The 19,774-nt window shown below is 63.3% G+C and carries 20 protein-coding genes and 1 tRNA gene; 16 read left to right on the forward strand and 5 right to left on the reverse strand.

Translation table 11 applies throughout. The annotated features are described in order from the left end of the window. The first annotated feature begins 243 nt into the window (after positions 1 to 243). The 4 genes from QZ213_RS08700 (at position 244) to QZ213_RS08715 (ending at position 4,220) form a co-directional block, all read left to right on the forward strand. A complete protein-coding gene (locus QZ213_RS08700) occupies positions 244 to 1,386 on the forward strand; it encodes a type III PLP-dependent enzyme (RefSeq protein WP_291685656.1) in 1,143 nt (380 codons plus the stop codon). A gap of 123 nt (positions 1,387 to 1,509) precedes the next feature. After that, positions 1,510 to 2,121, forward strand: a complete 612-nt coding sequence (locus QZ213_RS08705) for an N-acetyltransferase (RefSeq protein WP_291685657.1) — start codon at positions 1,510 to 1,512, stop codon at positions 2,119 to 2,121. 241 nt (positions 2,122 to 2,362) lie between these two features. Continuing rightward, entirely contained in the window at positions 2,363 to 2,752 is a 390-nt protein-coding gene (locus tag QZ213_RS08710) for a RidA family protein (RefSeq protein WP_291685658.1), read from the forward strand. Positions 2,753 to 2,789: 37 nt separating this feature from the next. Further along, the gene (locus QZ213_RS08715) at positions 2,790 to 4,220 is read left to right on the forward strand and encodes a homospermidine synthase (RefSeq protein WP_291685659.1); all 1,431 of its coding nucleotides are present in this window, start codon (positions 2,790 to 2,792) and stop codon (positions 4,218 to 4,220) included. Positions 4,221 to 4,294: 74 nt separating this feature from the next. On the opposite strand, the gene QZ213_RS08720 is transcribed toward QZ213_RS08715, so the two are convergent. The 3 genes from QZ213_RS08720 to QZ213_RS08730 form a co-directional block, all read right to left on the reverse strand. Continuing rightward, positions 4,295 to 5,905, reverse strand: coding sequence for an acyl-CoA synthetase (locus tag QZ213_RS08720; protein WP_291685660.1), 1,611 nt, complete (start codon positions 5,903 to 5,905; stop codon positions 4,295 to 4,297). Positions 5,906 to 6,082: 177 nt separating this feature from the next. Then, positions 6,083 to 6,538 carry a GatB/YqeY domain-containing protein gene (locus tag QZ213_RS08725; RefSeq protein WP_291685661.1) on the reverse strand — a complete coding sequence of 152 codons (456 nt, stop codon included), beginning with the start codon at positions 6,536 to 6,538 and terminating at the stop codon, positions 6,083 to 6,085. Between the two features lie 62 nt (positions 6,539 to 6,600). Continuing rightward, positions 6,601 to 7,302, reverse strand: a complete 702-nt coding sequence (locus tag QZ213_RS08730) for an alpha/beta fold hydrolase (protein WP_291685662.1) — start codon at positions 7,300 to 7,302, stop codon at positions 6,601 to 6,603. A 159-nt stretch (positions 7,303 to 7,461) separates the two neighbouring features. On the opposite strand from QZ213_RS08730, the gene carA reads away from it, so the two are divergent. The 5 genes from carA to QZ213_RS08755 all read left to right on the forward strand — a co-directional run bounded on the left by carA (position 7,462) and on the right by QZ213_RS08755 (position 11,781). Further along, positions 7,462 to 8,652, forward strand: a complete 1,191-nt coding sequence (gene carA / locus QZ213_RS08735) for a glutamine-hydrolyzing carbamoyl-phosphate synthase small subunit (RefSeq protein ID WP_291685663.1) — start codon at positions 7,462 to 7,464, stop codon at positions 8,650 to 8,652. Positions 8,653 to 8,829: 177 nt separating this feature from the next. Next, positions 8,830 to 9,336, forward strand: coding sequence for a PaaI family thioesterase (locus tag QZ213_RS08740; RefSeq protein WP_291685664.1), 507 nt, complete (start codon positions 8,830 to 8,832; stop codon positions 9,334 to 9,336). A 52-nt stretch (positions 9,337 to 9,388) separates the two neighbouring features. Then, positions 9,389 to 9,916, forward strand: coding sequence for a cupin domain-containing protein (locus QZ213_RS08745; RefSeq protein ID WP_291685665.1), 528 nt, complete (start codon positions 9,389 to 9,391; stop codon positions 9,914 to 9,916). A 451-nt stretch (positions 9,917 to 10,367) separates the two neighbouring features. After that, positions 10,368 to 11,315, forward strand: a complete 948-nt coding sequence (locus QZ213_RS08750; RefSeq protein WP_291685666.1) for a M4 family metallopeptidase — start codon at positions 10,368 to 10,370, stop codon at positions 11,313 to 11,315. A 163-nt stretch (positions 11,316 to 11,478) separates the two neighbouring features. Continuing rightward, positions 11,479 to 11,781, forward strand: coding sequence for a protealysin inhibitor emfourin (locus tag QZ213_RS08755; RefSeq protein WP_291685667.1), 303 nt, complete (start codon positions 11,479 to 11,481; stop codon positions 11,779 to 11,781). A 117-nt stretch (positions 11,782 to 11,898) separates the two neighbouring features. Here QZ213_RS08755 and QZ213_RS08760 read toward each other — a convergent pair whose 3' ends face one another. Continuing rightward, on the reverse strand, positions 11,899 to 12,426 hold the full coding sequence (locus QZ213_RS08760; protein ID WP_291685668.1) for a DNA starvation/stationary phase protection protein: 528 nt from the start codon (positions 12,424 to 12,426) through the stop codon (positions 11,899 to 11,901). A 124-nt stretch (positions 12,427 to 12,550) separates the two neighbouring features. Here QZ213_RS08760 and QZ213_RS08765 point away from each other — a divergent pair, with 124 nt between their 5' ends. The 6 genes from QZ213_RS08765 (at position 12,551) to QZ213_RS08790 (ending at position 18,695) form a co-directional block, all read left to right on the forward strand. Beyond that, a complete protein-coding gene (locus QZ213_RS08765) occupies positions 12,551 to 13,264 on the forward strand; it encodes a class I SAM-dependent methyltransferase (protein ID WP_291685669.1) in 714 nt (237 codons plus the stop codon). Positions 13,265 to 13,318: 54 nt separating this feature from the next. Next, positions 13,319 to 13,395, forward strand: a tRNA-Ala gene (locus QZ213_RS08770). Positions 13,396 to 13,672: 277 nt separating this feature from the next. Continuing rightward, the gene (gene carB / locus QZ213_RS08775; protein WP_291685670.1) at positions 13,673 to 17,005 is read left to right on the forward strand and encodes a carbamoyl-phosphate synthase large subunit; all 3,333 of its coding nucleotides are present in this window, start codon (positions 13,673 to 13,675) and stop codon (positions 17,003 to 17,005) included. A 169-nt stretch (positions 17,006 to 17,174) separates the two neighbouring features. After that, a complete protein-coding gene (greA, locus tag QZ213_RS08780; protein WP_291685671.1) occupies positions 17,175 to 17,651 on the forward strand; it encodes a transcription elongation factor GreA in 477 nt (158 codons plus the stop codon). A gap of 229 nt (positions 17,652 to 17,880) precedes the next feature. Next, positions 17,881 to 18,276, forward strand: coding sequence for a DoxX family protein (locus QZ213_RS08785; RefSeq protein WP_291685672.1), 396 nt, complete (start codon positions 17,881 to 17,883; stop codon positions 18,274 to 18,276). Between the two features lie 20 nt (positions 18,277 to 18,296). Further along, positions 18,297 to 18,695 carry a DoxX family protein gene (locus QZ213_RS08790; RefSeq protein ID WP_291685675.1) on the forward strand — a complete coding sequence of 133 codons (399 nt, stop codon included), beginning with the start codon at positions 18,297 to 18,299 and terminating at the stop codon, positions 18,693 to 18,695. A gap of 137 nt (positions 18,696 to 18,832) precedes the next feature. Here QZ213_RS08790 and QZ213_RS08795 read toward each other — a convergent pair whose 3' ends face one another. Further along, complete coding sequence (locus QZ213_RS08795; RefSeq protein WP_291685673.1) at positions 18,833 to 19,312, reverse strand: Lrp/AsnC family transcriptional regulator; 480 nt, start codon at positions 19,310 to 19,312, stop codon at positions 18,833 to 18,835. A gap of 268 nt (positions 19,313 to 19,580) precedes the next feature. Here QZ213_RS08795 and QZ213_RS08800 point away from each other — a divergent pair. Next, the coding region (locus tag QZ213_RS08800) for an FAD-dependent oxidoreductase (RefSeq protein WP_291685674.1) at positions 19,581 to 19,774 on the forward strand (194 nt) is incomplete at its 3' end.

The following is a 19,774-nucleotide window of genomic DNA, read 5'->3' on the forward strand; positions in this document are numbered from 1 at the left end:
AACGACGGATCGGGCTTTTTTGGTCTCTGCCGGCTTTCCACCAGCCGGCGCGAATACCGAAGAGGCTTGTCCTTCATTGCCAGGTGTGCGGGCGGGATCCTTCCCAACCAATCCACGGCAGCACAATTCGGTCTGAGCTTTTTGGCCCCGTCGCGCCTCCATCGCGCGAAGTGGCCGGAGCGCTTTGATCCGAGATCATTTTTGAACGTGTCCCGTCGCTGGGCCGTTTGGGAGGGTGCTACTATGACTGAACGTATTCAGGAATTCCTGCGCAACCGCCGTAACGAGGGCCAGGACGTCGAGCCGTGTCTCGTCGTCGACCTCGAAGTCGTGCGCGACAACTACCAGACCTTCTCCAAGGCGCTGCCGGACAGCCGCGTGTTCTACGCGGTGAAAGCCAACCCGGCACCGGAAGTGCTGTCGCTCCTGGCCTCGATGGGCTCGTGCTTCGACTGCGCCTCGGTCGCCGAGATCGAGATGGCGCTGGCCGCCGGTGCGTCGCCGGAGCGGGTTTCCTATGGCAACACGATCAAGAAGGAACGCGACATCGCGCGCGCCTTCGCGCTCGGCATTCGCCTGTTCTCGGTCGATTGCAGCGCCGAAGTCGAGAAGATCGCCCGCGCCGCCCCCGGCGCCAAGGTTTTCTGCCGCATCCTCTACGATTGCGCCGGCGCGGAATGGCCGCTGTCGCGCAAGTTCGGCTGCGATCCGGAGATGGCGGTCGACGTGCTCGACCTCGCCAAGCGCCTCGGGCTGGAGCCGTACGGCATCTCCTTCCATGTCGGTTCGCAGCAGCGCAAGGTGAAGGCGTGGGACCGCGCGCTGGCGATGGCCTCGACGGTGTTCCGCGACTGCGCCGAGCGCGGCATCAACCTGTCCATGGTCAACATGGGCGGCGGATTCCCGACCAAGTACCTCAAGGACGTGCCGCCGGTCGTGCAGTACGGCCGGTCGATCTTCCGCGCGCTGCGCAAGCATTTCGGCAACCAGATCCCGGAGACCATCATCGAGCCGGGCCGCGGCATGGTCGGCAATGCCGGCATCATCGAGACCGAAGTCGTTCTGATCTCCAAGAAGAGCGACGAGGACGAGGTACGCTGGGTCTATCTCGACATCGGCAAGTTCGGCGGTCTCGCCGAGACCATGGACGAGTCGATCCGCTACGCGATCCGCACCCCGCATGACGGCGCGGAGATGACGCCGTGCGTGCTCGCAGGTCCGACCTGCGATTCCGCCGACGTGCTGTACGAGAAGTTGCCGTACCCGCTGCCGGTGACGCTCGAGATCGGCGACAAGCTGCTGATCGAGGGCACCGGCGCCTATACGTCGACCTACTCGTCGGTGGCCTTCAACGGCTTTCCGCCGCTGCGGACCTACCACATCTGAAGTAGCCTCCTTCAGGCCAGGATAACCCGGGAGCCGGTCCGCCGGCTCCCTTCCCCACCATGCGAGTTACCGACAACGCTACCGCGCGGCTTGCCGCCGCCGGGAAGCGGGGACTGACGTGCCATGACTGCTTTGCGAAAGACCCCACCTGCCCTCACCCCCGACGCCGCTCCGTTCGCGATCCGGGCGGAGCGTGCCTCGGACGTCGCTGCCCGTGAAACGCTGCTCGATGCCTGCTTTGGCGCCAACCGCCATCTGCGCACCTGCCAGCGCCTGCGCGACGGACGCGCGCCCGCCGAAGGCCTCGCCTTCTCGGTTGTGCGTCAGGATGGACTGAAGAACCGGCTGGTGGGGACGCTGCGGTTGTGGCACGTCAGCGCCGGCGGCGTGCCGGCGCTGGTGCTGGGCCCGCTGGCGGTCGACCCTTCCTGCCGCGAACTCGGCGTTGGAGCGGCGCTGATGCGTCACGCGCTGGCGACTGCCAAGGCGGCCGGCCACGGCGCGGTGATCCTGCTCGGCGACGCGCCCTATTATGCCCGCTTCGGCTTTTCCGCGCTCAAGATCGGCGAGCTGTCGCTGCCCGGCCCGTTCGAGCGCGATCGCCTGCTTGGGCTGGAGTTGCGCGAAGGCGCGCTCGCCGGCGCCTGCGGTACGATCGCGCCGACCGGCGCATCGGTTCCGGAAATCAGGGTTCGTCGCGCCAGGGCGCCGCGGCCGCTCCCGCATGCCGCTTGATGTCATGGCAGCCAACCAGCCCACCACGCGCGACGCCCCGAACCCACGCGCCCGGACCATTACGACCATCCTCGTGATCATGCTGGCAGTCATGATCGTCCGGGACATCTTCGCGCGCCGATGGAGCTCGACCGCGCCGCCGCCTCCCAACGTGACACAGCGTCCCCAGTGATATAGCGAGGGGTTGCGCGCACCGGCAAAAAGCCCGTAAACCGCTCGAAATTCCCAGATCGAGGTCCTGATGCCACGCCGTCTGATTTCCACCGGCTCCCCCTTCGAGAAGACCGCCGGATACAGCCGCGCGGTGATCGACGGCGATTTCGCTTTCGTCGCCGGCACCACCGGCTACGACTACGCGACCATGTCGATGCCGCCCGATGTCACGAGCCAGTCACGGAACTGCTTCAAGACCATCGAGGCCGCCTTGAAAGAAGGCGGTTTCACGATGGCCGACATCGTCCGCGCGACCTATTACATCACGCGCCCTGAGGACGCGGACGCCCATTTCGCGGTCTGCGGCGAGGTTCTCGGCGACATCCGACCGGCGGCGACGCTGCTGGTCGTCGTGGGCCTCTACAAGCCCGAGATGAAGGTCGAGATCGAAGTCACCGCAAAGCGGCGCACCGCCTGATCCCCATTCGCGCCATCCCATTTTTGGAGACCCATTTATGAGCCCGCCCGCGCCAATCCACGCGAAAATTTCCGGCCCCATTGTCATGATCGGCTTCGGCTCGATCGGCAAAGGCACCCTGCCGCTGATCGAGCGGCATTTCGCCTACGACAAATCGCGCTTCGTGATCATCGATCCGCATGAGGACGGAGAACTGGCAAAGCAGCATGGCGTGCGCTTCATCAAGCAGGCGATCACCAGGGACAATTACCGCGAGGTGCTGGTGCCGCTGCTCACCGCTGGCGGCGGCCAGGGTTTTTGCGTCAACCTGTCGGTCGACACCTCCTCGGTCGATATCATGACCATGTGCCGCGAGATCGGCGCGCTCTACATCGACACCGTGGTTGAGCCGTGGCTCGGCTTTTATTTCGACAAGAATATCGGTACCGAAAAGCGCTCCAACTACGCGCTGCGCGAGACCCTGCTGGCGGCCAAGCACAAGAGCCCGGGCGGCACCACCGCCGTCTCCACCTGCGGCGCCAATCCCGGCATGGTGTCGTGGTTCGTCAAGCAGGCGTTGCTCGACATCGCCCGCGACACCAACACTCCGTTCAACGAGCCGAAGAGCCGCGAGGGTTGGGGCCAACTCGCCCACAAGCTCGGCGTCAAGGGCATCCACATCGCCGAACGCGACACCCAGCGCTCCAAGAAGCCGAAGCCGATGAACGTATTCGTCAACACCTGGTCGGTGGAAGGTTTTGTGTCCGAGGGCATGCAGCCGGCCGAGCTCGGCTGGGGTACCCACGAAAAGTGGATGCCGGACAATGGCCGCACCCATCATGACGGCTGCGGGGCGGCGATCTATCTGCTGCAGCCCGGCGCAAATACCCGGGTGCGCTCCTGGTGCCCGACGCCGGGCGCGCAATACGGCTTTCTCGTCACCCACAACGAGTCGATCTCGATCGCCGATTATTTCACGGTGCGCGACGGCGGCAATGTGATCTACCGCCCGACCTGCCACTACGCCTATCACCCGGCCAACGACGCGGTGCTGTCGCTGCACGAGATGTTCGGCGCCACCGGCAAGATGCAGTCGAAATGGCACATCCTGGACGAGAACGAGATCGAGGACGGCATCGACGAACTCGGCGTGCTGCTCTACGGCCACGGCAAGAACGCCTATTGGTACGGCTCGCAGCTCTCGATCGAGGAAACGCGGCGGATTTGTCCGTACCAGAACGCCACCGGCATGCAGGTGTCGTCCGCCGTGCTGGCCGGCATGGTGTGGGCGCTGGAAAATCCGACCGCCGGGATCGTCGAGGCCGACGAGATGGACTTCCGCCGCTGCCTCGAGATCCAGACGCCGTATCTCGGCCCGGTGAAAGGCTTCTATACCGACTGGACGCCGCTGAGCGACCGCCCCGGACTGTTTCCGGAAGACATCGACACGTCGGACCCCTGGCAGTTCAGGAACGTGCTGGTGCGATGAAGTAACGGCGCCGATCAGCTCGCACAGCTCCTTCTGTGGCGTCTCGACCCCACGAGGGGGAGAGATGAGAAGAGCTACCCCAGCGTCCGCAGCTCCCGCCGCAGCACCTTGCCGGTCCCGGTCATCGGCAGGGTGTCGGTGAACTGCACGAAGCGCGGATATTCGTGCGCGGCGAGCTGCACCTTGACGAAATCCTGGATCTCGCGCGCCAGCGCATCGCTCGGCGCAAAGCCCGGGCGCAGCACGATCCAGGCCTTGATCGATTCGGTGCGGATCGGATCGGGAATGCCGACCACCGCCGACAGCGCCACCGCCGGATGTTTCAGGAGCGTGTGCTCGATTTCCGAGGGCCCGACGCGATAGCCGGCGGTGGTGATGACGTCGTCCTCGCGGCTGACATACCAGAAATAGCCATCCTCATCCTGGACGCCGAGATCGCCGGTCAGCAGGTAATCCCCAACGTATTTTTTCGCGGTGGCATCCGGGTTACGCCAGTATTCGATCATGGTGCAGGGGTTGGGCTGGCGCACGGCGATGATGCCGCGCTGGCCGCGCGGCAATTCCTCGGCCTTCTCGTTGACGATGCGCACATCGAAACCGGGCGTGGCCTTGCCCATCGAACCGGGCCGGATCGGAAATAGTCTCGCGTTGCTGCCGATCACGAGATTGCACTCGGTCTGGCCGAATACTTCATGCGCATCGATGCCGAAGGTCGCGCGCACCCAGCCGAGCAACTCGCCGCCGAGCGACTCGCCGCCGGTAAAGATGCTGCGCAACCTGACGCCCGCGTGCCTGACGTCGGCCTGCCGCATCAGCTTCAGCGCCGTCGGCGGCAGGAACACATTGCGGATGCCGTAATCGGCCATCATCTGCATCGCCGCCTGCGGCTCGAATTTTCGCGCACGGTGGCCGACGATCGGCACGGCGTGATACCACGCGGCGAACAGCGCGTTGATGAGCCCGCCGATCCAGGCCCAGTCGGCCGGCGTCCACATCAGATCGCCGGGCTTGGGCAGGAAGTCGTGACACATCTCGACATTGGGCAAATGGCCGAGCACCACGCGATGGGCGTGCAGCGCGCCCTTCGGATTTCCCGTGGTGCCCGAGGTGTAAATGATCAGCGCCGCATCGTCGGCCGACGTGTCAACGGTGGCGAACTCCGCGGAGGCCGCCTTGATCTGCGGCCAGAACGGCTTTGTCCCGGCCGGCGCGCCGTCGCCGATCACATAGATGTTCTCGAGGTCCGGAAGCCGGTCGCGGATCTTGGCGAGCTTCCCCCACCCGGCCTCATCGGTGACAATCGCCCTGGCACCGGAGTTCGACAGCCGGAATTCGAGCGCATCCTCGCCGAACAGCGCAAACAGCGGAATCGACACCATTCCGGAGCGGAACGCCGCCATATGCGCAATCGGCAGTTCCAGCGACTGCGACAGAAACACGGCGACGCGATCGCCACGCTCAAGACCATCAGCCTTCAACACATTGGCGAAACGGCGAGAGGCGTCGCTGACAGCGTCGAACGAATGCCGTTTCGCGCCGCCGTCTTCATCGACATAGATCATCGCGAGCCGGTCGGTACCATCGGCATGGCGGTCGCAGCACGCGGTCGCGATGTTGAAGCGCGCCGGGATGTCCCAACGAAAATCGCGGTAGAGGTCGTCGTAGCTGGAGGCTTCGGTAAGCATGCGAGCGCGGCTTTCAGATTTTCACATCTTGCCAACTGTAGCGTCGTCCCTGCGAACGCCGGGTCCCGTCCCCGCAGCCCTGATGCGCCACAAAGGAGGGCAACTGACACCTGCCGTTAACGTCGGGGCCGCGGCGCATGGGTACCGGCGTTCGGCGAGACGACGTCGAATTTGGGTTCATCCCGTCAGCGCCGCCTTCACCAGGCCGCTGGCTTTGGCAAAATCCATTTGCCCGGCGTATTTCGCTTTCAACACGCCGATCACCTTGCCCATGTCCTTCATGCCGGCCGCATTGGTCTCGGCGATCGCGGCCGAGATCGCCGCCTTGACGTCGTCCTCCGACATCTGCTTCGGCAAGTAGGCGGAGATGATCGCGATTTCGTCGCGCTCCCCTGCGGCGAGTTCGGCGCGGCCGCCCTTGTCGTAGAGTTCGACGGATTCCTGGCGCTGTTTTATCATTTTCTGGAATACGCCGAGCAGATCGGCGTCGGACAGCGGCGGCTTGCCTTCCCCGCGCGCGGCGATGTCGGCGTTCTTGATGGTCGAATTGACCATGCGCAACGTAGAGAGCTTGCGCTCGTCCTTGGCCCGCATCGCGTCCTTGACCGCGTTGTTGATGTCGTCGCGCAGCATCGTTCTGTCCTCGCAGTTCCTTCAAGGCCCTGATCTAGGCCGTTCGCGGCATTCAGACAACTCTAGTTCCGCAGCCATTCGACCAAAGCGGCCGCCACGGCTTCCGGCTGCTCCGGCTGCGACAGGTGACCGCAATCGGGGAGGATCACAAGCTTCGCGCCGTGAATGCCGTCGGCCATCTCCTTCGACAGCGCATTCGGGATGGTGGTGTCCTCGTCCCCCGTCAGCACCAGGGTCGGACACCGGATCCAGGCCAGCGTCGGCCGCGAGTCCGCCCGGCCCATGATCGCGGTCTGCTGGTGCACGAAAGCCTCGGCCCCGATATCGTCGCCCATGTCGTGCACGAGCTTGCGCAGAAAAGCATCGTCGCGCCGCGACGGATGCACGAAGCCGGGAAAGAGCTCATCGAGCACGGCGTGGTATTCGCCCGCTTGCACCCGCGCGATCTGACCGCGGCGGCGGGTGGTCGCCTCCGGCGTATCGGGCCGCGCCTGGGTGTTGAGCAGCGCCAGTTTGGCCACCCGGTCCGGGGCCTGGCGGACGATCTCGAAGGCGATGTAGCCGCCCATCGAATGCCCGGCGAGGACAAAACGCGGCGGCGCTTCGGCGAGAATCCGCCGCGCGATCGCGCCCATATTGTCGTCGCGGACGTGGTTGGCGATGGTCACCGGGCCGTATCGCCACAGCGCAGGCTCAACCGGGGCATAGATCCGAGGCGAGCCGCCGAGACCGGGAACCAGCAAAATCGGCATCGTATTGTCCATGCACGGCTCCGGAAGCGGCAAATCTTCATGAAAATCAGCGGATGGCGGCGCGCGGCAGCTTAGAAGCCCGTTGCGGCCTGTCAAATATGCGCAAACCGCATGTGAATCCATGACTTGCGGCTTTGACGCCACTGCCTGCGAAGACTATGTAATGCGCTCATGACCATACCGGAAAACGCCTCAGCCTGGCCGGATCACAAACCGACCGCGCTCCTCGTGCTTGCCGACGGCACCGTGCTGGAAGGCTTCGGCCTCGGCGCGGAAGGCCAGGCAGTCGGGGAAGTCTGCTTCAACACCGCGATGACCGGATATGAGGAGATCCTCACCGATCCCTCCTATGCCGGACAGCTCATCACCTTCACCTTCCCGCATATCGGGAACGTCGGCACCAACGACGAGGATATCGAGACGGTGAACATGGCGGCGACGCCGGGCGCGCGCGGCGTGATCCTGCGTGCGGCCATCACCGACGCCTCGAACTACCGCGCCACGCGCCATCTCGATTCCTGGCTGAAGGCGCGCGGCATCATCGGGCTATCCGGCATCGACACCCGAGCGCTGACCGCGCTGATCCGCTCCAAGGGCATGCCCAACGCCGTGATCGCGCACGCCAAAGACGGCCAGTTCGACCTGCACGGCCTGAAGGAGGAAGCCCGCGAGTGGCCCGGCCTCGAAGGCATGGATTTGGTGCCGATGGTCACCTCCGGCCAGCGTTTTACATGGGACGAAACGCCGTGGGCGTGGGGCCAGGGTTTTGGCCGGCAGACCGCGCCCGAGTTCAACGTCGTCGCCATCGACTACGGCATCAAGCGCAACATCCTGCGGCTGCTCGCCGGCGAAGGCTGCAAGGTCACGGTGGTGCCGGCGACCACCTCGGCGGAAGACATCCTGGCGATGAAGCCGGACGGCGTGTTTCTGTCGAACGGCCCCGGCGATCCCGCCGCAACCGGCGAATATGCGGTGCCAGTGATCAGGAGGCTAATCGATTCCGGCACACCCACCTTCGGCATTTGCCTCGGCCACCAGATGCTTGGGCTCGCCGTCGGCGCCAAAACGAAAAAGATGCATCAGGGCCATCACGGCGCCAATCATCCGGTCAAGGACGAGACCACCGGCAAGGTCGAGATCACCTCGATGAACCATGGTTTTGCGGTGGATCAGGCGACGCTGCCGAAGGGCGCCACGCAGACCCACATTTCGCTGTTCGACGGCTCCAATTGCGGCATCCAGCTCGAGGGCCGGCCGGTATTCTCGGTGCAGTACCACCCCGAGGCCTCGCCCGGCCCGCGCGACTCGCATTACCTGTTCAAGCGTTTCGCCGATCTGATGCGGGCAAAGAAGAGCGCGTAAGCATTTCCACACATAATTCGTCGTCGTTGCCGGGCTTGATCCGGCAATCCATCTCTCGTGCGAAGAGTGATGGATGCCCGGATCCGGGCATGACAAGGGATGGCGTGGTCAAAACCGCTGGTCTCGTCACCGGACGCTTGGTATGATAACCATCATCATAGCCGCCCGGGACTTTTCATGGACGACCAGACCGCCCCCAAAATCGAATACGGCGTGACGCCGACCGAAGTGATGGCCGACATGGCGGGGGTCGATTTCGTCCGCGCCATTTTCGATGGGACGCTGCCCTCGCCGCCGATCATGCAGACCATCGAGCCTTTCGATTCCACGGCCGAGCCGGGCGTCGTGGTGTTCCACAGCATCCCCGGCTTCCGGCATTACAATCCGATCGGCTCGGTGCACGGCGGCTATGCCGCGACCTTGCTGGATTCCGCGATGGGGCTCGCCGTGCACTCCATGCTGCCGCCGGGCACCGGCTACACCACGCTGGAATTCAAGATCAGTTTTGTCAGGGGCATGACCAAGGATACCGGCCCGGTGCGCTCGGAGGGCCGCATTCTCAATGTCGGCCGCCGCGCCGCCACCGCCGAAGCGCGCATCACGGACCGCAAAGGCCGCCTGCTGGCGCACGCCACCACAACCTGCCTGGTATTTGAAATCCCCAGGGGAACGCCGGGAACGTGAGCCGCTGACATCGGTTGTTTCAGCGCCTAACCCTGAGCGCGGGAGCATTGCCATGTCGGTCGTCAGCGCGGACCTCGAACCCCTCACCTTGGTCTTCGAAGACGACGGCCTTGTCCCCAACAACCCGATGCCGTTTCTGATCTACAAGGGCGCGATCGATGTCGCCAACGCGCACCCGGAAAAAACCATCGAAGGCCTGTTCGGCGCCCATGGGTGGGGCGATATGTGGCGCAACGGCGTCTACGATTATCTGCACTACCACGCCACGGTGCATGAAGCGCTCGGCATCGCACGCGGCCATGCAAGGGTGCGCTTCGGCGGCGACCGCGGCAAGGAATTTGAAATTTCCGCCGGCGACGTCGCCATATTGCCCGCCGGCACCGGCCATCAATGCCTGTCGTCGAGCCCTGATTTTTCCGTGGTCGGCGCCTATCCGCCCGGCGCGAAGATGCACGTCACGCGGCCGACGCCGGAAAACCATCGCAAGGCGCTGCAGACGATCCCGGAAGTGAAACTGCCGAAGAGCGATCCGGTAATGGGGGAACGAGGACCGTTGATCCGTTTATGGAAGAGAGACTGACCCTTCGACGGGCGATGCCGGCAAGTAACTTCGGATTGATCGCTCTGGTCCGCGCACGAATTGATTTGCGCTTGACGCGATCTACCCAAGGTAGATAATTTTCCGCACTATTACTTGCGTCCAATTTTTTCTTTTTGTCATTGCCCGTGTATTCATTGTGGAGGTTTTTGCCATGGCGAACCGTTGTCGTTGTATCAACTGCATCACCCCGCCCCACATCCTGAAGAAACTGCTCGACAATCCGGACGGCAAGGTTCGCGACGCCGCGCTGCGAACCCTGCTGGCGACATCGCGCCTTCGCGGTGAGCGGAACGTTCGCGGTCTCGTCGGGTTCGCAGCAGCGGCTTCGTCGCAAGGCCGGCGAACAATATTTGACTGCGCGAACAGCACAAATCTCCCGTCGGCGACGGCAGCCCGCTCCGAGGATGGCCCAACCTCGAGCGATGATTCAGTGAACCGCGCGTTTTCGGGATTGGGAAATACGCGCGAGTTCTACAAGGAGATCTTCGATCGGGACTCGCTGGACGGCCACGGCATGGCCCTGAACGGCTACGTTCACTACGGCGCCGCCTATAACAACGCGTTCTGGGATGGCAGCGAGATGATTTTCGGCGATGGAGATGGCGTGCTCTTCACCGACTTTACGAAATCGCTCGACGTCATCGCGCACGAGCTGACCCACGGGGTCACCGAACTCACCGCCGGACTGGAATATCACAACCAGTCGGGGGCGTTGAACGAATCGATTTCCGACGTTTTCGGTTCGCTGGTCAAGCAATGGGCCGGCAAGCAAACGGCGGACCAGGCGGACTGGCTGATCGGCGCTGAAGTCTTCACCCCGGATATCGGCGGCGATGCGTTGCGATCGATGAGGGAACCGGGCAAGGCCTACAACAATCCTACCCTGGGACGGGACCCCCAACCCGACAACATGAGCAAATACGTGAACCTGCCCGACACCGATGACGGCGACAATGGCGGCGTTCACATCAATTCGGGGATTCCGAACCGGGCCTTCTACCTCACCGCCATCGGCATCGGCGGATTTGCCTGGGAAGCGCCGGGACACATCTGGTACACGTCGCTCCAGGCATCGACACCGACGACGAACTTCCAGGAATTCGCCGACACCACCTACCTCAAGGCGGGCCAGCTCTACGGATCGCAGAGCGCGGAGCAGCAGGCGGTGTTGTCGGCCTGGAAGGAAGTCGGCATCCGCATCAGCGGCGTCCGCGCTTTGTCGGGAACGACGGCGCGCATGCGGCGGCAGCCGGTGGCGGCAATGGGTAATGGTCGGGACGAGGATGGGGCGGAAGTCGCGCGCAAGATCGAGCAGATGTCGGGCCAGCTCGCGGCGCTCACGAAGGAAGTTGCAAGCCTGAGAAGCAAGCCGCATTAGGGCGTCTTCAAGCGAAGTGGAGACCGGTTCGCGTCAAGAAAACGCGTCAAATCAAGAATCTAGAGCCGCGTTTCGTTTCTGACGAAACGGGGCTCCAGCGGTCGGACCGGCAGGGCCGGAGCCGGGATTGCTTCGGTCCCGACCGCCTCCTAGATAGGGTGGCATGAAAGTCATTCTCGCCCAGCATGGCGGTCAAGCGGCGGGCATCAATCTGCAGCGCGCGCCGCAGGTCATCGACTCCGCAGCACTGGACGACTCCAGGGCCGCGGAGCTCAAGAGCCTTGTGGCCGCGGCCAGTTCCGCGCCTCCCCGTGCCGCCATCTCCGGAAAGGCGCGAGATGAAATGAGCTACCGGATTACCATCCAGGACGAAGGCCGCGAAACCGAGCTTTCGCAGTCCGACACGACGATGTCAGCGGAGTTCGGCAAGCTGCTGGGCTGGCTGCAACGTAATCCGGCGAAATAGCCGCGGCCGACCATCGGTTCGGGGATCAGCAAGCGGCCCTTCATTGCGAGCTATCGGGTCGCGCAAATGCGCACCCGAATGCTTCGCGTTCGTCCGTCGCAGGCAATGACGGAGCGCCTAAGTTGCGTTGCTGCCTTCCTGGCGGCTCGCTTCGAACAGGAACCAGGTGCGGCGCTCGGTTTCGTCGATGAAGGTTTCCAGCAATCCGGCGGTGCCGGAATCCTCGTTGTCATCGGCGAGCTTGTGGGCTTTGCGCATCGCGGCCGCCACGTGCTTGTTGTCTTCCATCAATTCGCGCAGCATCTCGCGCGGCGGCACGTAGTTCTCGTTGTTGTCCTTGATGGACTGCAATTTCGAGATCTGCCCGATCGAACGCAACGTGATGCCACCGAGCTTGCGCACCCGCTCGGCCAATTGGTCGGTGGTGGCGAAGATTGCGTCAGATTGCTCGTCGAGCATTAGATGATAATCGCGGAAATGCCGACCTGAGACATGCCAGTGGAAATTCTTGGTCTTCAAATAGAGTGCGAAGGCGTCGGCCAGGAGCGTGTTGAGCGCCGCCGATATCTTGTCCACCGCGGCTTGCGGCAGATCGGTGGGCGTATCGAGGTCAGGGGAAACTTTGTCGGACTTGGCTTTGCTCACGATGCACCTTCCTGTTAGGAAACCGGACGAATTGACGGCATGGACACCGGCCGCCGGACCCTCTAACGCATCAGCTTCCCGGCGGTTCCCCTGCCGGAACCCGTTTTACCGGACCCCTCGCGATATGGACGACTGGATCGATTATTACGATTCCACGCATACAATTTATGCGAGCAGGCTGCATCGCGACCTGCATTTCCAGCTGATCGCCAAGGACATTATCGGCTACATCGCCGCGCCCGATGCGGTGGTACTGGATTATGCCTGCGGCGAGGCGCTTTCCGCGACCAAGGTCGCGGAGGCCTGCGGCCAGCTCATCCTGGCCGAGCCTGCGCCCGGCGTGCGCGGCCGGCTGATCGCCCGCTTTGCGCCCAATACCAAGATCCGGGTGCGTTCGCTCGATGACTTGCGGAAGATGGCGGAGAAGTCCGTCGACCTGGTGGTGATGAATTCGGTTGCCCAGTACATGACCCCGGCTGAGCTCGATGCGGCGTTTACGGTGATCAAGCGGCTGTTGAAGCCCGGCGGCCGGCTGGTGGTGGGCGACATCCTGCGCCCGGAAGTGGGTATGGGCAGGGACGTGATCGCGCTGCTGCAGTTCGCGGCCAGGCACGGCTTCCTCAGGGACGCCCTGATCGGGCTGGTCGCCACCGCGCTGTCGGATTACCGGCAATTGCGCACCAAGGTCGGGCTGCAGCGCTACAGCGAGGCCGAGTTAGTGGCAAAACTGGCGGCAGCGGGATTCACCGCCTCCCGCGCCCATTCCAACATCGGGCACAATCCGTGGCGGATGACCTTCGTGGCCCGGCATGCGCTGAGCCTACCTCCGGCGGGTTAGGGTTAATAACCGACAAGCGTGGCTCACTGCGGCGTGATCGGCAATGATTGCTGCGGCCCGGTGGCGGAATGCGTCGACGCGAGAGCAGTGCATCGCTCTTTATCCTGGTTCAAATCCAGGCCGGGCCTCCAGCCTTCGCTGCTCTCGCGGCTTCGGCTCGGCAGGCCAGCCGGGCGCCTTAGAGGGCTTGCCACACCGTAGCTCGAAGAGCGAAGGCGGGAGCTCGTCAGAGCGAAGGCGGGCCAAAATGCCGGTTGATTGGGGCTTTAATACCCTTTCGCGGCTGCGAAATCTGGTCTAAAGACCACCCGCGCGCGAGGTTGATCCCAAGCGCCGGGTTTGAGGGACGCGCGGTAGGCGCGCCCTTTTTTTGTGCCCAATTCCCCGTTTCCCTGTCCGCGAGACTTGATGCCTAAAAGAACCGACATCTCCACCATCCTGATCATCGGCGCCGGCCCCATCGTGATCGGCCAGGCCTGCGAATTCGACTATTCCGGCACCCAGGCGGTGAAAACCCTGAAGGAAGAGGGCTACCGCATCGTTCTCGTCAATTCCAATCCGGCCACCATCATGACCGATCCGGAACTGGCGGACGCCACCTATATCGAACCGATCACGCCGGAGATCGTCGCCAAGATCATCGAGAAGGAGCGCAATGTCGTCCCCGGCGGCTTTGCGCTACTGCCGACCATGGGCGGCCAGACCGCGCTGAATTGCGCGCTATCCTTGCGCAAACAGGGCACATTGACAAAATTCGACGTCGAGATGATCGGCGCCACCGCCGACGCCATCGACAAGGCCGAGGACCGCGGCCGCTTCCGCGAGGCCATGACCAGAATCGGGCTGGAAACCCCGCGCTCGCTGCAGATCAAGAACCTGCCCGACGCGCTGCGCGCGCTCGACGACATCGGGTTGCCCGCCATCATCCGGCCCTCCTTCACCATGGGCGGCACCGGCGGCGGCATCGCCTATACCAAGGCCGAGTTCATCGAGATCGTCGAGCGCGGCATCGACGCCTCCCCCACCGACGAAGTCCTGATCGAGGAATCGGTGTTGGGGTGGAAAGAGTTCGAGATGGAGGTGGTGCGCGACAAGAAAGATAATTGCATCATCATCTGCTCGATCGAGAACCTCGATCCGATGGGCGTGCACACCGGCGATTCCATCACGGTGGCGCCGGCGCTGACCCTGACCGACAAGGAATACCAGATCATGCGCGACGCCTCGCTGGCGGTGCTGCGCGAGATCGGCGTGGAGACCGGCGGCTCCAACGTGCAGTTCGGCGTCAACCCGGCCGACGGCCGCATGGTCGTGATCGAGATGAACCCGCGGGTGTCGCGCTCCTCGGCACTGGCCTCGAAGGCCACCGGCTTTCCGATCGCAAAAGTCGCCGCCAAGCTCGCAGTCGGCTACACGCTGGACGAGATCGCCAACGACATTACCGGCGGGGCGACGCCGGCCTCGTTCGAGCCGACCATCGATTATGTCGTCACAAAAATTCCGCGCTTTGCATTTGAAAAATTCCCCGGCGCCTCGACCACGCTGACCACTTCGATGAAATCGGTCGGCGAGGTGATGGCGATCGGCCGCACGTTTCAGGAAAGCCTGCAGAAGGCGCTGCGCGGACTGGAAACCGGCCTCACCGGGCTCGACGAGATCGAGATCGAAGGGCTCGGCCGCAGCGACGACAAGAACGCGATCCGCGCGGCCCTGGGCACGCCGACGCCGAACCGTCTGCTGCAGGTGGCGCAGGCGATGCGACTCGGCTGGAGCAACGAAGAAATCTTCACCTCGTGCAAGATCGATCCATGGTTCCTCGCGGAGATGCGCGGCATCGTCGATATGGAGCGCAAGATCAAGGAAAACGGCCTGCCGGGAAATGCGTTCGGCATGCGGACCCTGAAGGCAATGGGCTTTTCCGACGCGCGGCTGGCGGTGCTGGCGGAGACAACCGAGGCCGAAATCACGGCCAAGCGCCACGCGCTCGGGGTTCGCCCGGTGTTCAAGCGCATCGACACCTGCGCAGCGGAGTTCGCTTCCCCCACCGCCTACATGTATTCGACCTATGAATCGCCGTTCGCAGGCTCGCTCGCCGACGAGAGCGCGCCGTCTGACAAGAAGAAGGTCATCATTCTCGGCGGCGGCCCCAACCGCATCGGCCAGGGCATCGAGTTCGACTATTGCTGCTGCCACGCCTGCTTCGCGCTGCACGACGCCGGCTACGAAACCATCATGATCAACTGCAACCCGGAAACGGTGTCGACCGACTACGACACCGCCGACCGGCTGTATTTCGAGCCGCTCACCGCGGAAGACGTCCTCGAAATCATCACCACCGAACGGCAGAACGGCACCCTGCACGGCGTGATCGTGCAGTTCGGCGGCCAGACGCCGCTAAAACTCGCGCGCGCGCTGGAAGCGGCCAATGTGCCGATCCTCGGCACCTCGCCCGACGCCATCGATCTCGCCGAAGACCGCGACCGCTTCAAGCGCGTGCTCGACAAATTGCGTCTGAAGCAGCCGAAGAACGGCATTGCCTATTCGGTCGAGCAGGCGCGGCTGGTGGCCGCCGATCTCGGATTGCCGCTGGTGGTGCGTCCGTCCTACGTGCTCGGCGGCCGCGCGATGCAGATCATCCGCGAGGAAAGCCAGCTCGGCGATTACCTGCTCGGCACCTTGCCGGAACTGGTGCCCGGCGACGTCAAGGCGCGTTATCCGAACGACAAGACCGGACAGATCAATACCGTGCTCGGCACCAATCCGCTTCTGTTCGACCGCTATCTGTCCGACGCCACTGAGATCGACGTCGACTGCCTTTCCGACGGCAAGGATACCTTCATCGTCGGCATCATGGAGCATATCGAGGAAGCCGGCATTCACTCCGGCGACAGCGCCTGCTCGCTGCCGCCGCATTCGCTCGACGCGGCGATGATTTCCGAGCTGGAGCGGCAGACCCGGGAGCTGGCGCTCGGGCTCGACGTCGTCGGACTGATGAACGTGCAATACGCAATCAAGGACGGCGACATCTACGTGCTCGAGGTCAATCCGCGCGCCTCGCGCACGGTGCCGTTCGTCGCGAAAGTGATCGGCATGCCGGTGGCGAAGATCGCGGCCCGGCTGATGGCCGGCGAGAAGCTCGCGGACTTCAATCTGAAGAAGCGCAAGCTCGGCCATGTCGGCGTCAAGGAATCGGTATTCCCGTTCGCCCGCTTCCCCGGCGTCGATACCGTGCTCGGCCCGGAGATGCGCTCGACCGGCGAGGTGATGGGCATCGACCGCTCGTTCGAAATCGCCTTTGCCAAGAGCCAGCTCGGCGGCGGCACCCGCGTGCCGCGCAAGGGCACCGTGTTCGTATCGGTCCGCGACATCGACAAGACCCGGATCGCGGAAGCGGTGCGGCTGTTGTCCGCGGTCGGCTTCAAGGTGATGGCCACCTCCGGGACGCAGCGCTTCCTGGCCGATTTCGGGGTGCCGACCGAAAAAGTGAACAAGGTGCTGGAGGGACGGCCGCATATCGTCGACGCCATCATGAACGGCGACATCCAGCTGGTTTTCAATACCACCGAAGGGCCGCAGGCGCTGGCCGACAGCCGCTCGTTGCGGCGAGCTGCCCTCTTGCATAAAGTACCATATTACACCACTCTTTCGGGTGCCGTGGCGGCCGCGCAGGGCATCCGCGCCTATCTGGGCGGGGACCTTGAGGTCCGCACGCTCCAGAGTTATTTTTCTTCCGAATCCTGATCCTTAACGGGCCTGCGCGCCCGTTAACCGATTGGCAATAAAGCAGGCCTGGCTGGAACTCACCGGCCATGCGGGTGTTCTGTTTCGGCGCCGGTCGCCCCGAAATTGCAATCTGAAAAACGTCTCGCGCGTGCCCTCAGGCGGCTCGCGCGATCGAAGGACAAGAGAAATGATGGAAAAGGTTCCGATGACCGCCGGCGGCTATGCCGCCCTTGAGGTCGAATTGAAGCAGCGCCAGTCAGTGGACCGTCCGCGCATCATCGAGCATATCGCCGAGGCGCGCTCGCATGGCGACCTTTCGGAAAACGCGGAGTATCACGCCGCGAAGGAAGAGCAGTCGCACAATGAAGGCCGGATCGCCGAGCTCGAAGACAAGCTGGCGCGCGCCGACATCATCGACATCTCCAAGCTCTCCGGCGACACAATCATGTTCGGCGCGACCGTGACGTTGATCGACGAGGACACCGACAAGAAGGCGGTGTGGCAGATCGTCGGCGAGCCTGAAGCTGACGCCAAGAAGGGCCGCATTTCCATCACCTCGCCGCTTGCGCGTGCGCTGATCGGCAAGAAGAAGGGGACGTCGGTCGAAGTCATGGCGCCCGGCGGTCCCAAGGCCTACGAGATCACCAAGGTCGAGTGGCGCTGAGACGGCAGCCCGAATTTAGCGACTGCGTGTTGAAACCGCGGGGCCGGGACAATCTCCCGGCCCGCACGTTTTCGGCATGATCATGCAGAGCCGGGCAAACACTTTTCGAGCGCCTTTATTCCATTGCTGCTTTGCGATACGCCGCCGATTTTATTTTGACGACATGCTTCCGCTCGGCGTCGCTCCGCTATACGACCGAATGCGTCGAAAATTTTTTGGGGATACGACAATGACAGAAGCCCTCGCGGCATGGACGCCGCGCGCCCTGAGCGTGCTGCGCGTCATCACGGGATTGATGATCATCGAACACGGCACGGCCAAGCTCATCGGATTTCCGGTAGTTCCCTCCTTCGCCAATCTGCAACCGTTGTCGCTGCTTGGTGCCGCCGGCTTCATCGAGCTGATCGGCGGCGCGTTGCTGATCATCGGCCTTTGGACGCAGCCCGCGGCTTTCATTCTCTCTGGTGAAATGGCGGTCGCCTATTTCATGGTGCACGCGCCCAGGAGCTTCTTCCCGCTGATCAACGGCGGCACGCTGGCGATCATCTACTGTTTCGCCTGTCTGTATCTGTCGACCGCGGGCGCCGGGCCGTGGAGCCTCGACGCCACCATGAAGCGGAAATAAGGGGGACGACCATGGACAAGATCGACAAACTGCTGGCTGCTGGGGAGCCAATGATTCTCAGCATCTTCCGCATCGTGACCGCGCTGCTGATGTTCCAGTTCGGCGTGGCGAAGCTTTTGAAATTTCCGGCGGGGACGGCGTTCGAAAAAGTGCAGGCGTTTTCGCTGTTCGGTGTAGCCGGCATGTTCGAACTGGTTCTGGGCGGACTCCTGCTCGTCGGCCTGTTTTCGCGGCTCGCGGCCTTCATCCTGTCCGGTGAAATGGCCTTCGCCTATTTCATCGAGCATTTCCCGAAGAACTTCATTCCGCTGCTGAACGGCGGCAACCTTGCGATCATGTTCTGCTTTTCGTGTCTCTTCCTGGCCTGCGCCGGCGGCGGGCCGCTGAGCGTCGATGCGATGCTGCGCAAGAAGAGCTAGGGCGAGCGGCGGCTGATCGACCAACCGTCATTCCGGGGCGCGTCGAAGACGCGAACCTCCGATGCGCAATTGCGCATCTGGGAATCTCGAGCTTCCGCATTCGACGCTGCGCATCGCCCCCGGAATGACTCCTCACCTCACCCCGGTACTTTCAAATCCAGCGGCACCGCGGCCTCGTATTTGGAATTGTGCAGGACCAGCGACGTCCTGACATTGCGCACATGGGGTGCCGCCGTCAGATGGGTGACGAATTCCTGAAACGTCGCCATGTCGGGCGCCACGCATTTCAGGATGAAATCGACCTCGCCCGACAGCATCCAGCATTCCCGCACCAGCGGCTCGGCGCGCACGAACTCCTCGAACGCGCGCAGGTCGGCATCGGCCTGGCTCGACAGATGCACCGAAGCGAACACCGTGACGTCGAAGCCGAGCCGGCGCGGATCCAGAAGACCGCGATAGCCCTGGATGTAACCTTCTTCCTCCAGCGCCCGCACCCGGCGCAGGCAGGGCGGCGGCGAAATCCCGACTCGCTTGGCCAGTTCCACGTTGGTGATTCGGCCGTCGGCCTGGATTTCGCTGAGGATTTTGAGGTCGATCTCGTCAAGATTCTTCGACACGCGGGTCCAGGTCCTGGGCTGACAGAGTTTGCGGGTAATATCGGCAATAGTCTTAGCGCAGCTGACGCGCCTTGCGCAATTTTATTGCGCGTGCGCTGCGCCATTTATCGCAGCTATGGGGAAAATTCGCGGATATGGATTGCAATTCTTGCATAGCTCGCCAGATGCCCTAGACTTGGATCTGACACTTTCGGCGCCGTTGGGATGCCTTTCCGGGCGCATTCCGCCTAAGCGCTGACCAAATTCCCTTAAGAGAGGGATCTGCCCCATGCCTGCCCCCATCCACGCCAAGGTCGTCATCATCGGTTCCGGCCCGGCCGGTTACACCGCTGCGATCTACGCCGCGCGCGCGATGCTTGAACCCGTGCTGCTCCAGGGCATCCAGCCCGGCGGCCAGCTCACCATCACCACCGACGTGGAAAACTATCCGGGCTTCGCCGACGTCATCCAGGGCCCCTGGCT

It is taken from the genome of Bradyrhizobium sp., from assembly GCF_017881085.1.
GTDB lineage: Bacteria > Pseudomonadota > Alphaproteobacteria > Rhizobiales > Xanthobacteraceae > Bradyrhizobium.